Source organism: Nostoc sp. (assembly GCF_036916575.1).
In the GTDB taxonomy this organism is placed as follows: Bacteria; Cyanobacteriota; Cyanobacteriia; order Cyanobacteriales; family Nostocaceae; genus Nostoc.
The window spans coordinates 1-15,187 of sequence record NZ_JBALGC010000094.1; the positions used below are offsets into that span (position 1 = coordinate 1).

Sequence of the window (15,187 nt, forward strand, 5' to 3'; positions counted from 1 at the left end):
CAACCAACTGCGATCGCAAGACGAACTATACCATTAGTAGCTAAACCACAACCAACTGCGATCGCAAGACGAACTATACCATTAGTAGCTAAACCACAACCAACTGCGATCGCAAGACGAACTATACCATTAGTAGCTAAACCTAAAAAAATAGCAATAGCGCCTAATACTACACCATCGTCAGCCTTACCCCGAAAAACAGCGCTTGCACCTGCTATTAAATCACCAGTACCCAATCCTAAGAAGTTAAGCCAGTCGGGAAGACTTTCAAGTAGGCGAACACCTGTAGCTCAGTCATCTCTGAAAACAGGTGCAGCGAGCTTGCTGGGTGGTACTGTCAGTGTATCTAGTCGGAATTTTAACGGTAATTTTCTGGCAGCCTTACCTAATTCCAACCGAGATAATCAAGCTCCTTCTGGTATTGATGCCAGCAGTCAAGATATAGATATGACCTCTTACTATAACCAACTAAAGCAACAAGTCGAGCAGCAGTGGTTACCAGAAGTAACCGAGTCTTCTCGGCGAACAGTACTTCACTTCACTATTAATCGTTCCGGGCAACTAAGCAATCTCCAACTTGCACAAACCTCTGGATTCAGCCTCACTGATCAAGCGGCGCTCAACGCTATACAACGATCTGCACCCTTTGCACCTTTGCCCACAGGATATACCAGTAACCACATCAATATTCAATTTATATTTAATATCAATGTCTATGGGCAGCTAGATTTATCGGGGAACGGTGGCTAAGGGACTTCCAACTAAAAAAATATCCTATCGCTGTGTAGGCAGGGGAGCAGGGCGCAGGGCGCAGGGGGAGAAAGAAAAATATTATCTGAGTAAATTGGATAATTTATTTTCTGGAAGTCCCTAACCCTCTTCCATCACTCTGGTGAAATAAAAATCTCACGCAACTTTTAAACCTCATACAGCACTTGGGTTTGTCGCTTTATTTTCTAACATTATGGTAAAAATCATGTATTGTGCCTGAAACTCTTGCTTAACAAAGATTATATGTTTTTACTTTAGTGAAAGTGATGAAAGAGCGCTAACAATAGGTAAGCAATTAATTCAATTATGTATTATACCGACTTGACCTTAACGTTAAATAGCGACCTGAATCGGAATTTTTAGTTTCAAACAGACTATTATTTGGGCATTAATTTGAGCAGATTTAAGCAAAGACAAAAGAAGAGTAGCAATATTCTCCTAATTTAATATGAGTGAAAATTTACTTTCTTAATAATTAAAGTGAGCTTGAGGTTCACGCAATGAAAAAGCATCTCATTCACGAGGAACAGATCAATCGCTTTACCTGCTGCCGACTGAAATAGTACAATATGCTTTAATTTTCTAACCAATGATCAACGCTTTCGGAGTGTTCCTACTCTATCAGTAATTTTGCTTTCTCAGATTAAATTCCCCTAGTTAAGATATTAGAATAAAAGTAATATCGCCCCCAAAGCCAATTATGACAGAAGGAAAGACGCGGCGTAATTTCCTAATTACCAGCATTGCTGTGACAGGAGGTATTGTGGCAACTAATGTTTTACAGGAAAATACTACCAACACCACAACACCGCCAGCAACTATGCCAGAACGAGTGCTGGGACGCACGGAAGTAAATCTACCTATCTTTGGGTTAGGAGGAGCAGGACAAACGCCGCTATCCTGGGAAGGAAAAGAGGATGATGCTGCGGCAATAATTCAAAGAGCGCTGGAACTTGGCATTCGCTACTTTGATACAGCGGCTAGTTATGGACCGAGTGAAGATTATTTAGGCAAAGTGCTACCACCCCATCGCTCAAAGGTGTTTCTAGCAAGCAAGACTGATCAAAGAGATCGGGATGGTGCATGGCGAGAATTGGAGCGATCGCTTAAACGTCTGAATACAGATTATCTCGATTTGTGGCAGTTGCATCACGTCTCTTTTTCGGAAGAACTCGACACTATCTTTAGTCCATCAGGTGCAATTAAAGCTTTAGAAGAAGCCATACAACAAAAATTGGTGCGCTTCGCGGGTATTACCGGACATCACGACCCTCAAGTAATTGCCGAAGGGTTGCGTCGCTATCCTTTCCATACTACACTGATTCCGGTGAATGCCGCTGACAAACACCACCCACATCCATTTATCCCAGTAGTTTTACCAGTTGCTCAAGAAAAAAATGTCGGTGTGATTGCGATGAAAGTCCCGGCTTATGGTCGGCTGTTTAAATCAGGTGGGTTGACAGGTATGAAGCAAGCTTTAGGTTACACAATGTCTCAGCCTGGAGTTGATTGTTGCGTGATTGCGGCAGAGACAGTCGCACAATTAGAGAATAATGTCAAGATAGCGCGGGCTTTTGTCCCCCTCAAGGAGCAAGAATTGACAGCGATCGCAGGGCGGACTGCTAATATCTGGGAAGATAGTACATTCTTCCGTGCTTGGACTTAGCCCAACCTTGCACATATTACAGAGTGTATTCTTACCAGTCACGCTGATAATGTTGTACCGCTTGCGACATATTAAATTGTAGTAGCTTCTCTTCTCCCAACTTATATTGGAGACTCGGTTTAAAAGGCGAAACATTCAAACTGCGAATAATTTCTGCCGCCACAGCTTTTGCTAGTAGCGGTGGTACAGAGTTACCGACTTGCCGAAATCCGTGCCATTTGGTTACATGAAATCTAAACCAATCTGGGTAAGAATGCAATCTCGCTGCTTCCCTAACTGTGATACAGCGGGGCGTAAATGGATGAATCGGTCTAGGAGATGTGAAAGAACCTCTATACTTGTCTGTTCCGGCTCTTAAAGTATTACAGACACCAGCCGGATGCAGCTTATAAAAACGACTAATTTTTTCTCTATCGCCTTGTTGAGTCTCCTGAAAACGTTTAATAGTTTCCGCAGAATGTTTTGTTCTTAAACTTGAAGAAAGGATTCGCAAATCATATTCTCGTTTGTAAGAATAATCATCGTCTAGGCATTTTATTCCACGAAGTACAAGAGCATAGTTACTAGGCTTTCCGTATTCTGCTATAACCCAATTTCTTGTTAGTAACTCCGGATATTTTTCTATTTCAGGTAAATCTCCAATTGCATCCAATACTGTAGGACTCAATGGAATATCAGATGTTTTGTTAAAATTTAAATTATTTACTAATGCTTGTTTAGTAATCAGCTGAGGATATTTTGGTAACTCTACATCCTCTCTTGCACCTATGAGAAATAATCTCTCACGGGACTGTGGTACTCCGTAATTTGCAGCGTTGAGAATTTGGTAATTTTCTTCTACTTTATAGCCATAAATTTTAAACTCACTAATTAAGGTTTGGAGGATTTGTTTATGTTCGCCAACTGTGATCCCCCGGACATTTTCCATCACAAAGAATTTTGGTTTTAGCTCAAAAACCAGCCGATGAAAGTGAAATACCAAAGAGTTTCGTGGGTCATCAACAGCCCGTTTACCAATTAGGGAAAATCCTTGACATGGTGAGCCACAAATTACCACATCAATTTCACGATCGCCAACACGAGACCGATTCCTAATTTCTTCCCCGGTTGTCTGTTCAACACTTTTACATAACACTGAGCAAAAAGGGAAGTTAAACTCATGTGTTGCACAGTGGATCGGGTCGATTTCCACAGACGCCAGCACATCAAAGCCAGCTTGTTCAAAGCCAAGAGTCATACCGCCCGCACCGGCGAATAAGTCAACTGCGATCGCTCGTTGTTTTCTCATCTCATAAGCCATGACACCTCAAGATAATTCGTAATTACTTTATGGATAAATGCGGCTTCTGGCAAAAACAGGTGCTTCGCACTTAATTTTACTCATAAATAAATTAATTCTCTACCTTGAATTACGAATTACGAATTATTTGGTCGCATTTGCAAAATTTCTTGAGCAGCGCGGTCGCAAACCCCAACTTCTCCTAAACTCCGCCGCATTTCCTGATAATCTACCAAAGTTTGCTCTCTGCAATTGGGATTGAGTAGCAGTTCCATCGCTGCTTGGATAATATTCTCTGGTGTGGCTTGCTCTTGTAAAAATTCTGGCACAATCGGCTTCATCACTACTAAATTGGGTGGCGATGCGAAGGTTATGGAACCTTTGAGGATTTTACGAGCTATCCAAGCAGTCAGGGAACTTAGGCGGTAAACTACAACTTGCGGCACATTTAACAGAGCAAGTTCCAGGTTGACAGTACCAGATTTGCTAATGGCTAAATCGGCCGCCGCAAAAACTTCCATTTGTTGACTTGATACAACTGTAGCCTGCAAACCGTAACGCTCAATAGCCTCCTCAATTGGCTGTCTATAGACTTCCAAAGATAGGGGAATCCAAAAATGAACTTTAGGTAATTTAGCTTGAATAGTTTGGGCAGCTTGAAAAATAATTGGTAAAAGATATTTTAGTTCTTGGTGGCGAGAGGCAGGGAGGAGTGCGATCGCAATCTGTTCTGGCGCAATCCCCAGTGTTGCACGCGCTGCTTGACGACTGGGAGCGTCTTGCATTCGGTCAACCAAGGGATGCCCTACCCAACTAACTTCTGCCCCTTGTTCGCGAAAGTAACGGGCTTCTTGTGGGAAGATTGCCAACAGCTTGTCTGTAAAACCAACAATTTTATTAGTCCTACGGAAATTGACTGACCAAGCCCACTCTTGGGGAGCAATGTAATATACCACAGGCACATCTGGCAAATGCTGTTTTAGATAAGTCCCAATTTCGATATTGGGACTCATATAATCGATCAACACCACCAAGTCAGGTGGATTTTGCTTTAGGGAAGCGATCGCTTTACGTTGTACCTGAAGAGTCGGTAAAACATAAGGTAGCCCTTCCTGAATACCCACTGAGCCAATATTACTGGTATTTCCCACTAGAATTGCCCCAACCTCGAGCATTTTTTCGCCACCCAGCGCCACAATCTCTAATTCCAACCCAATCGCCACAGCTTGACGCTTCAGCGCTGTAATTAGCAGCGACCCTTGCAAATCGCCAGATACTTCGCCAGTGCTAATAAATATCCGCATTTGATAATTGGTAATTAGTAAAAATTAAAAGTGAGTAGTTAGGAATTAGGAGTGAGTAGTTAGGAGTTAAAAATTTAATTCATAACTGATAACTCATAACTCCTAATTCACATCTCACGATTCATCACTCGCGCTTTTTTTCGCCTTACCGGGAATCAACCCACGCCTTCCTGGCATCTGAGAAAGTAGCAGAAAGCGGCGCAGATACTGCAATTCTTCGCTATCGCCTAACAGTTCCAGTTGTTCCAAGGCATCCTTAAATGACAAATCAGAACGGTAGAGAATGCGGAAGGCTTTTTTCAGCATTTGCAAATCTGCTGAGTCCATACCAGACCGTTTAAGTCCGACAAGGTTGAGGGTTCGTACTCGCGCCGGATTTCCCTCTACCAGCATATATGGGGCGATATCCCGGTCAATACGTGCCATGCCTCCCACCATTGCCTGTCTACCAATATGGACAAATTGATGGACACCTAAAACCCCACTCAGCCTAGCGCGTGACTCTATATGAACATGACCTGCCAACGCCACAGAGTTAGCAATCACTACTTGGTCTTCAATCACGCAGTTATGAGCCACATGGACATAAGCCATCAGCAAGTTACCATCACCAATTACCGTCGCTTCGCCGGCACCGGTAGCGCGGTTAATGGTAACGTACTCACGAATCAAGTTGTGATCACCAATTTTGACCCAGGTTGGTTCTCCCACAAACTTGAGATCCTGGGGTTCCATGCCGATGGCTGCACCTGTAAAAATCTGATTTTGCGCCCCAATTTCACAAGGTCCCTCTAGCACTGCATGAGCGCCGATTATTGTTTCAGGGCCCACTTTGACATGCTCTCCAATCACAGCATAGGCACCGACTTGCACTGTATGGTGGAGTTCCGATTTCGGATGAATTACAGCAGTTGGATGAATTAGCGTTTTCAAGGGTGAATCTCCAGAACTGTCTTGATAAGCCAGCGCCGGACGGAGTTTCTCAGGCAGTGCGTTACTCTGGTTAAGAGGGTTATACCGACTGCCGTCCCATCGAGGCGACTGGCATTGTTAAGCGTGAAGTATTTCAGTGAACGAAAGTGTCGGGCAAAGCAAGTTAAGTGTGTTCGCGAGTGCGTCTCGTAGAGAGGGCGTCGAAAATCAAGAAATTATCAGATGCTGTTGTGGATTTTTTTTAACTGTTATCCTTTTTCAGGATTCAGTAGGGGCATTTCACGGCCATGCCCATACCACGAAAGCAAACTTTTAGTTAATTAGAGAAAACATTAATTCCCCTTCACAAGCAAGTTGACCATCAACTTCGGCACGACCTTGCATCTTACCGAAACGACGTTGTTTTACCCATAACAGTTCCAACGTCATTACTAGTTGATCCCCCGGTACAACCTGGCGGCGAAAGCGGACTTTATCGATACCAGCAAAGACGAACAGTCCGTCTTCTTCCGGAGACATTTGAGTCAGGACAATGCCCCCAACTTGCGCCATTGCTTCGACAATTAGAACCCCTGGCATCAGTGGACGTCCAGGGAAATGTCCTTGGAAATGGGGTTCGTTAATAGTGACATTTTTAACGCCAACAGCTTTTTTACCTGGAACGTAGTCAATTATTTTATCTACAAGTAAAAATGGGTAGCGGTGGGGTAGCAATTTCTGAATTTCTTCAGATGTAAAAGTTGTTTTAGTCTCAGAGCTGATTTTAGTCTCATTTATAGCCTGTGGTTCGGTAGATGTAGGTGTAGTCGTATCGATGGTATTCACTTCAGTGAGGATTGACATTGGCCGTGTAGTTGATTTTTCATCTGATTAAGTAGGCAGGCGTATATCGAAAGCCTTAATGATCCTAGATTTTCGGTTCAACTTTTCAATCCCAAATCCGTCTTGGAAAGTTGAGCGACTGCGTTGGAGAGCCAGGGCGGTCTTCTCCCAAAGGGAGAGGCTAGCGCCAAGGGGAGTCAGTCCGTTGCGGAGGTTCCCGATGCTCGTTGCGCGGCATGGTCTCCCCAACTCTTGGAGACGCTATGCGAAGGGAGATGACTCGAAGAGAGCTTCTGTACAAGACGCTGCGCGTAGCTTGCTTCCCCGTAGGGGTACGCTATCCGTTGAAGGAACTGGCGTGGTTTCCCCCATGAGCGACTGGCGTCGGGTCTCCCGGCTTGAAGCCAGTGGCGTCTGATCTAAGCAAGCCTTAGCTCAGACTTTCCGCTAAATCCCAAATCTAAAATTTTTTGAGCCAGTTGAATGTGTAAATTGTGACTTGCTTTATACGCTAAGAAATGAGCACTAGGAAAAGTTCCTAGTAAACTTAAATCTCCTACTAAATCCAAGATTTTATGACGGACTGGCTCATTTGCAAATCTCAATGGTGGATTTAGCCACCCTTCTGGGCCACAAACGAGTGCATTATCCAAACTGCCACCTTTAATTAACCCTGTTTTTTGTAAGTGTTCAATTTGATGCAGTAACCCAAAAGTACGTGCAGGAGCGATTTCCGTAGCAAAGCTAGCAGAAGGGTTTCCTAGTTCAGCGGTTAGTGACCAACTGTGCCATTGATTACCAATGGCGGGCAGGTCAAAATCAATACCGTAACTAAAGCGGGTTTCTGATGCTGGGAGGGCAGATACAAAGGCATCTCCTTGATAGATCCATATTGGTTCTGTAACAGCCAAGGGAATTTGGTTGTTAACGGGTTGTGATACTAAGCCAACTTGGGCAATGTTGGCTATCCATACACTTGCTGAACCATCCAAAAGTGGAACTTCTGGGCCATCAATTTCAATGCGGGCATTATCCACACCCATACCTGAAAGTGCTGCTAACAAATGCTCTACCGTGCGAACATATACCTCACCCTTGCCCAACTGAGTTGAGAGAACAGTGTGACTAACTGCCGCAACTTGGGCTGGAATGATCGGCAAATCCGGTAAATCCACCCGCACAAAGTAGCGTCCACTTCCCGCCTCAGCTGGTAGTATCTGCACCTGGGTATTCACACCGCTATGCAGTCCCACTCCAGTTTGAGTGATTTGGGCTGCTAGAGTGTGCTGTTGCATAGCCGAAAAGTCAATATATTTCGTTTAGTATTGTTCATGGTCTGTTTTGGTAAAATCCCTGATATTCCCTTATAAATATCATTAATCCCTTTATCGGAACAGTATTGAGGTAAATGTAAAAATTAGCAAGCTAATCCCAAAAAGTTATGAGTTGAGAGTGAGGAGTGAGGAATTAAAACTCATAACTCCTAACTCCTAACTGGTTAAAATCTTTCGCCAATACCGAAATTAATTCGGCTATCACCGTCATCGTTGATACCGTAATCAATCCGAATTGGCCCCAGTGGAGACTGGACGCGAACGCCAAGACCATAGCCAAAGCCACTGCCATTTTTGTTCAACAATTCAGCTGCTTGAGTACTAGTTCCCAGGTCACTACCGACATCAAAAAATAGTGCGCCGCTGACTACTGAAAAAACTGGGAACCGATACTCAACTGATGCTTGTACATAAGAGCGTCCACTACCTAATGCTCCTTCTTCATAACCCCGGACGGAATTGCTACCTCCAAGGGTAAAAGCTTCGTAGGGAGGCAAGTCACCGAGAACTGTTCCTGCTTGCAAGTTAAATGCTAGAGTTTGTGCCCCTTTACTCAGTTTAATCAGCTTGATGGGTAAATATCGGCTGTAGCTACCCCGTAATCTGGTGAGGAAAATGTTGCCTAGTCCTATAGGAACTGACTGATCGATTCCAAAGCGGAGATAAGAACCGCTAGTGGGTTGCAAAGGGTTATTACGGAGATCACGTTGTACGCCGAGTTGAAACAGCAACAAATCGTCTTGACCTCCTGGAGATTCAGTCAATTGAGTGGTGATTGGTTGTGGGACAACATTTCCATTCTGGTCGATAGGATTTCCATCATCATTGAATAGTGCTCCTGTTCTTCTGAGATTGCCATCAGCATCACGGGCAGAAACTCGTTGATACTGTATACCCGCTGAGGCAGTCCAGACGGAACTTTTGTAGGGATTGGCAGACAGCGGACGGGTAAAGGTGACACCACCACCTATACGGAGAATCCGGGGGCGATCCTGAGAATCTCTATCAGTGGGATTATCTGGGTTAAACGTCCTAATATCTTCATCTTTGCCATCAAAAATCAAAGAAATCGAACTACGACGAAAAATATTGGTTGTGTAAGAAGTCCGGTAGGGATCTCCCGCGATCCAGGGGTCTGTGAACCGCAGGTCAAACAGCAGTTCCCGTTCTCCCACCTGTACTTCTGCCCCCAGTTTTTGGTTTCTACCGTTCAGGTTTTGCTGTTGATAGCTTACTGTTCCAAAAAGTCCGCTAGCAGAACTAATCCCTGCGCCAGCCGCAATAGAACCGCTGCTGTGTTCGGCCACATTCACTACTACATCTACCTTGCTGGGGTCAGTACCAGGGTCAAGGGAGACATTTACATCTTCAAATAGTCCCAGTCCATACACGCGCTGTAGGTCTTTTTGCACCGTGTTGCGGTTGAATACTTGTCCTGGTTTTAATTCTAATTCTCGTGTAATGATGTAATCTTGCGTCCGTCCGCGAATTGGTTGTCCCTTCTCGTCTGTCTCTTGACCATCTTTATTGCGGAACCGGACTCTAATGTTTTCTACTACACCTTCTGCTACTTGCAAGGTAACAACTCCGTTTTCAGAGACTTGTGGCGCTCCAATCACGTTGGCTAACACGTAACCTTGGTCTTGATACCGCTTGTTTAACTGCTTGATGCCTTCCTGCAAGTCACGCAAGTTGAGGATTTTGCCATACTGTTCACGAAAAACTTCATCTACAGTATTAGCTGGTAGTACGGAAGCAACACCAGTGCCAGGATTGGCTTGCACTTGTACCTTGCTGAGGACGGGGTTAGGCTGTACAACAAAGCTCACTCGCACTCCCAAAGGGGTATCTTCTGGCGTTGCTTGGACGTTGGAGAAAAAGCCAGTACCAAAGATGGCATTAATATCTTCTTGCAGTTGGCTACGAGTTGTGGTTCGTCCTGGTTGGGTACGAATTACTCTGTAAACTTGGTCTTCCAGTTCTGGTGATAGTTGTCCAGCCTGTGATCTAACTAGTACTTCCGACACTAGTACGCGAGGGTCATTCGCTTCTGGGGCTGTGTTGGGTTGAGTATTTCCCGGAGTTGTCGGGGGGTTAACATTCTGTGGACTTGGAGTAGCGCCTGGACGTGGAGTAGGTGTTCTTTGTTGACTACCTGGGGGGGGAATGTCTGGAGCGGCTGATGGTTGTGGAGTTGTGGGTAATAAAGGTTCCGTTGTCGGTGGATTAACATTTTCTGGGACTGGAGTAGTCTCAGGAGTTGGGGAAGGCGTTGGTTTTTGACTACCTGGGAGGGGAATGTCTGGAGCGGCTGATGGTTGTTGTGGAGTTGTGGGTAATAAAGGTTCCGTTGTCGGTGGATTGACATTTTCTGGAACTGGACTTGTCTCAGGAGTTGGGGAAGGCGTTGGTTGTTGAATTTCTGGGGGTGGGATGTCCGGGGCGGGAGATGGCTGTTGAGTAAGGTTAGGATTGATTTGAGGGGCTTGTGCAGTTTTTGGCGTTGTGGAGGTTGGCACTATTACCTCTGATGTCGCGTAGGCGTAGCCCGCCGCAGGCATCGCTGCTGGATTGGCAGGGTAAACTGCGACAACACGGGATTGGGGACGCTCCGCCTCTATAACCCTTGTGAGTTTAGGTAGAGATTCTAGACTTTTACTAGAGTTACCCTGACCAGTGTCCTTTTCTGGCTGCTGATTTGTTTCTGGTGTCAAAACTTCTGTTGTCTGTTTTGAACTGTTGGCGGTTTGTGCATTTGCACTCAGTGAGCCGCCCAAAGGGACTGCAATTGCCACTGCTGCCAGCAATACGGGAGATAAACGCATTTTACTTATGATTCCTCTTCACAACCACACACACACGATCACAAGGCAATAATGCCCTTATGCCAAAGGTAAAACTCAAAACATAATTTTTTTCTTTTGCTTTTTTACTTTACAAGGCAAAAGGCAAAAGGCAAAAGTTAAATATAATTCCTTCTTAACTTTTGGTTTTTACCTGTTTAACTTTTAGTTTCTACAGCTTTTAGCACTCTCTGTAAAACCTCCTGGTAGGCATCCTCTACATTTCCTAAGTCCCGGCGAAAGCGATCTTTGTCCATTACCCGGCGGTTTGAGTCATCTTCTCTGGTATCCCACAAACGGCAGGTGTCGGGGCTAATTTCATCTGCCAAGAGCAACTGCTGTTGTGAGTCCAAACCAAACTCTAGCTTGAAATCTACTAGAGTAATGCCGCACCGCTGCCAAAAGTTACTGAGAAATTCGTTGATTTGCAATGCTAGATGGGTAATTGCGTCTACTTGTTCCGGAGTAGCCAGTTCTAGCAGGTACAGGCGATCGCGTGTTAACAAAGGATCTCCTAATGAGTCATTTTTGTAATAAAACTCTACTAAAGGCTGTTTTAGAATTGTACCCACTGGTAACCCTGTTTGTTGACACAGACTGCCAGCAGCAATATTTCTGATAACTACTTCTAAAGGTAAAATCTTTACTGCCTTCACCCGCATCTGATTCGGGGCAGGGCTGTCAATAAAGTGAGTCTTTATACCATTTGCCTGCAACTGTTTAAAAAGCTGGCTGGAAATGCTACAATTAATTTTTCCTTTATCTTGGATACTGCCACGCTTTTGGGCATTAAACGCCGTGGCGTCGTCCTTAAAATCAGCTAACAAGACTTCCGGATCGTCTGTTGTATAGAGAATTTTCGCTTTGCCTTCGTATAACTTGGAATTAACAGACATGGTGGCAGGTAAAGTTTTAGGCGATGGACGAAAGTTGTCCTTTCAGGCTTCACCATTTTATCTTTAGTTATTAACTATTAGCCATTGATGATTATTGAAATGGATGTGGGGACATGGATAATTGTGCAGAGGGGTAGAGGAGCATAAGGAAGATGAGGGAGAAATAATTAATGCCCAATATCCTCTTGTTGGTCACTGCTCAGTAGCCAGTTGCAAAAGATTCAGAACTGAATCTCTAACTTTTAACAGAGGACAATTGGCTTTAATACATAGTATGTTTACTTAAGTAGTTTTACCTGATTTGTGTAATGATTTTTGTGAATCAAACTTAACTAATACATACGGTTATGTTTTAATAGTTTGTAACTCAGGGTTTCAACTGAAGTTAATTACAATCCAAACTTCATAAATTAAAATGAGATAAATTGACAACCTGGAGGAAAATCAAATATTCTCTCTAGTTACTTCAGCAAAAACTTTTTTTGTAAATGTTACAACAAAAGGATTGCAAGCTTTATCCTCTATTCTCAAAATCTGAATCAACCAATTCCTGCATCACCAATTGGAAAAGGAGTTGGATGATTTGATTTCCCCCAGTCTGACCAAAGAAAGATTAGGTTAGCTAGTGATTCAGCTTCAGAGATTCAAACAGAAAGAAAGTTGAATAAATTGGAGAACAAAATATTGAATAAGGATGATTTTCTCTACCCTCGTGGTCGCTACTACGGTCAGGTCAAGCCAGAAAACTTGGTTTTTAATGCAAATCTACAGGAATTTGCCCAACGCGTAAGCTACATTTGCAACTTAGAAACAGGTGGAAAAGTGCCTCCGAATGAAGCTTACGAACAAATAAAGGATCTATGGAAACAGTTGAAACGCTCAAAAAAAGAGCTAAGAATTGGTGAAGACCCATTTCAGGATGACCAAGGAGAGGTTCAAGGTTGAAAAAAAGACGCAGGAACGCGGGGATGAGGGAGTAGGGGACCAGAGGGGAAATAATCAATGCCCAATGACTAATAACTTCTCTACCTTGGGCTGCGCCCTAAGCGTAGCTATGCCGCAGGCTTTACGGCAACTCTTAGAGAAGCTCTTGCGTTCGCTCAGTACAAGTAACTAATGACTACTTAGTAAGCATTGCCCAGACACCATCCCAAGACTCTGGGGGCGGCGTTTGTTTGTAATTACGCGCCCGTTCTAGGTGGATATCAACAGCTTGGTCTTGGGGTTGGATGCATTTGGCGGCTTGAAAACAGGCGATCGCTTGTGAGAAGTTGCGCGATAAATAAGCAGCGCGTCCAGTATGATAGTGAAACAAAAACTCTTGGGTTTTGGCATCTAGGGGAGTAGTGCGATCGCCAATTAACTCGTAGATATTCACCGCCTGGTGTTTGCCTTTGACGCGAATTTTATCTAACTGGCGCACCCAAATGCGATCGCTGCACAACTGGTAAGTAAATTCACTTAAAAGAATATCACAACCATAATCCTTAGTTACCGCTTCCAAGCGCGAACTCAAATTTACGCCATCTCCAATTACGGTGTAATCCATCCGTTTGCGGGAACCAATATTAGCCGAAACCACATCCCCAGAACTAATTCCAATGCCAACACGAATTTGTGGCTGCGCCTGGATAATTCGTCGTTGGTTAAATTCTTTTAAGCGGCGTCGCATATCTAACGCTGACTGCACAGCCCTCCAAGCATGATTTTCTGTCAATGGTAGCGGCGCACCAAATACCGCCATTAAGGCATCACCAATAAATTTATCGAGAGTACCTTCGTGGTTAAAAACCGCCTCCACCATTGTTTCAAAATGCGGAGCGTTTAGCCCGTCCTGATTTTCACTTAGCACTTGGTAAAGTCCAAGTATCAAACTTTGCTCTGGCACATAATGTCTAGCTCCAGTTTTTAGACTATCTTCTAGTCGCATTTGGAGATTTTCAATTGGCACAACTTCCCAAACTAAACGACCAATCAAATTTTGTTCCCACAAAAGCTTGTTGTTCTTACTATTAGCGTCTCCTATTGGACAACCCAGCAACTCTAGAGCTGCATCATTAATCGTGACAATCTGTCCAGCCATATCTGTAGAAATCACAGCATCTGACAGACTTTGTAAAATATCTTTTTGATACTGTTTTTCTAACAGTACATTTTCAAATAGCCGAGCATTTTCTAAGGCAATTCCTGCCTGATTATTAAAAGCCCGCATAAACTCTTCATCAGAAGCAGTAAAACTGTTTTGTTGCTTATTAATTAATTGCGTGACGCCAATTAATTCATTTGCCGAATTAAATACTGGCAAACATAAAATATTGCGAGTTACATACCCAGTTTTTTTATCTGTAGTCGGGTCAAAGCGGGGGTCTTTATAAGCATCGGAAATATTTAAGGCTTCACCAGTGGAAGCTACATATCCAGCAATGCCACGGTTAGCAGGAATGCGAATTTCTATCAAGTTTGTGCCATCTGCTGCCACTGCAACTTTCGTCCAGAGTTCGTTTAGCTCTTTACGATATAAAAATAGTGTGCTGCGGTCTGCTTGCATTAAAATTCGAGCTTGTTCCATGACTATCTGCAAAGTTGCTTCTAAATCTAAACTTTGCCCCAGTGTTTGAGTTGCCCTCAACAAAGCCGTTGCACCTCTTTGATTACGAGCCGCTACATAAAAAGATTGGCAGCTTTCCAGGATAATACCAATCGAAGCAGCAAAGTCTCGAAAACGTTCTTCATCATCATGATTAAACGGAACATTCCCGGTTTTATTAGCTAGTTGCACTACCGCTACAGTCTGGTTTTTGCTACTGATAACAGGCATACATAAAATATTATGGATTTTGTAGCCCATTTGTTTTTCAAGTTCTGGGCTAAATAGGGGGTGAGTATAAGTTTCAGATATATTTAGATATTGACCTGTACTGGCAACATAACCGGGGATACCCACTGTAATGGGAGTGCGAATTTCTAAGAATTTTTGAGTATTATCTTGAGGAACTTTTGACCACAGTTGACCTTTGTCATAATCAACTAAAAAAATGGCTGTGTGTTCTGCTTGAAGAATTTGACCAATTTTGAGTGTGATAGCTTCTAGCACTTTCTCCAACATAGTTTCTAGAGCTTCATTATTGATTAGTTCAATAGCTCTAAGAAATTGCTGGAACTCAGCAGTTATAAAGTCGAGTAAGCAAACAAATTCATTAACAGATAAGTCTTTTACGCGACGCAGTAGGGCGTGAGTACGATTAACTTGAGTCAGTTCAGTTAATGTAGCCAAGACGCTGCCAGGGTAAAGGAGTGTCATGGGAATTTTAGATTTTAGATTTTAGATTTTGGGGATTG

General features: G+C 43.6%; 11 protein-coding genes. 3 read left to right on the forward strand and 8 right to left on the reverse strand.

What is annotated here, in order from left to right; all coding sequences use genetic code 11:
• Positions 1-750, forward strand: a 750-nt coding sequence (locus V7L29_RS19760; protein ID WP_334736571.1) for a TonB family protein, incomplete at its 5' end; no start/stop codon positions are given.
• A 721-nt stretch (positions 751-1,471) separates the two neighbouring features.
• On the forward strand, positions 1,472-2,437 hold the full coding sequence (locus V7L29_RS19765) for an aldo/keto reductase (RefSeq protein WP_334736572.1): 966 nt from the start codon (positions 1,472-1,474) through the stop codon (positions 2,435-2,437).
• 31 nt (positions 2,438-2,468) lie between these two features.
• Here V7L29_RS19765 and V7L29_RS19770 read toward each other — a convergent pair whose 3' ends face one another.
• The 7 genes from V7L29_RS19770 to purC form a co-directional block, all read right to left on the reverse strand.
• Positions 2,469-3,737, reverse strand: a complete 1,269-nt coding sequence (locus V7L29_RS19770) for a DNA cytosine methyltransferase (protein ID WP_334736573.1) — start codon at positions 3,735-3,737, stop codon at positions 2,469-2,471.
• Positions 3,738-3,853: 116 nt separating this feature from the next.
• Positions 3,854-5,020, reverse strand: a complete 1,167-nt coding sequence (gene lpxB / locus V7L29_RS19775; RefSeq protein WP_334736574.1) for a lipid-A-disaccharide synthase — start codon at positions 5,018-5,020, stop codon at positions 3,854-3,856.
• A gap of 114 nt (positions 5,021-5,134) precedes the next feature.
• Positions 5,135-5,953, reverse strand: coding sequence for an acyl-ACP--UDP-N-acetylglucosamine O-acyltransferase (gene lpxA, locus V7L29_RS19780; RefSeq protein ID WP_334736575.1), 819 nt, complete (start codon positions 5,951-5,953; stop codon positions 5,135-5,137).
• A gap of 312 nt (positions 5,954-6,265) precedes the next feature.
• Positions 6,266-6,796 (reverse strand): 3-hydroxyacyl-ACP dehydratase FabZ, encoded by a 531-nt coding sequence (gene fabZ / locus V7L29_RS19785; protein WP_334736576.1) that lies wholly within the window; start codon positions 6,794-6,796, stop codon positions 6,266-6,268.
• A 398-nt stretch (positions 6,797-7,194) separates the two neighbouring features.
• Positions 7,195-8,070, reverse strand: coding sequence for a UDP-3-O-acyl-N-acetylglucosamine deacetylase (lpxC, locus tag V7L29_RS19790; RefSeq protein WP_334736577.1), 876 nt, complete (start codon positions 8,068-8,070; stop codon positions 7,195-7,197).
• A gap of 203 nt (positions 8,071-8,273) precedes the next feature.
• Positions 8,274-10,934: a BamA/TamA family outer membrane protein gene (locus V7L29_RS19795; RefSeq protein WP_334736578.1), complete on the reverse strand. Its 2,661-nt coding sequence runs from the start codon at positions 10,932-10,934 to the stop codon at positions 8,274-8,276.
• A gap of 176 nt (positions 10,935-11,110) precedes the next feature.
• Positions 11,111-11,848, reverse strand: a complete 738-nt coding sequence (gene purC / locus V7L29_RS19800) for a phosphoribosylaminoimidazolesuccinocarboxamide synthase (protein ID WP_334694001.1) — start codon at positions 11,846-11,848, stop codon at positions 11,111-11,113.
• A gap of 681 nt (positions 11,849-12,529) precedes the next feature.
• Here purC and V7L29_RS19805 point away from each other — a divergent pair.
• A complete protein-coding gene (locus V7L29_RS19805; protein ID WP_334694058.1) occupies positions 12,530-12,793 on the forward strand; it encodes a DUF7219 family protein in 264 nt (87 codons plus the stop codon).
• 175 nt (positions 12,794-12,968) lie between these two features.
• On the opposite strand, the gene V7L29_RS19810 is transcribed toward V7L29_RS19805, so the two are convergent.
• Positions 12,969-15,149: a GAF domain-containing protein gene (locus V7L29_RS19810; RefSeq protein WP_334736579.1), complete on the reverse strand. Its 2,181-nt coding sequence runs from the start codon at positions 15,147-15,149 to the stop codon at positions 12,969-12,971.
• Positions 15,150-15,187 lie beyond the last annotated feature (38 nt).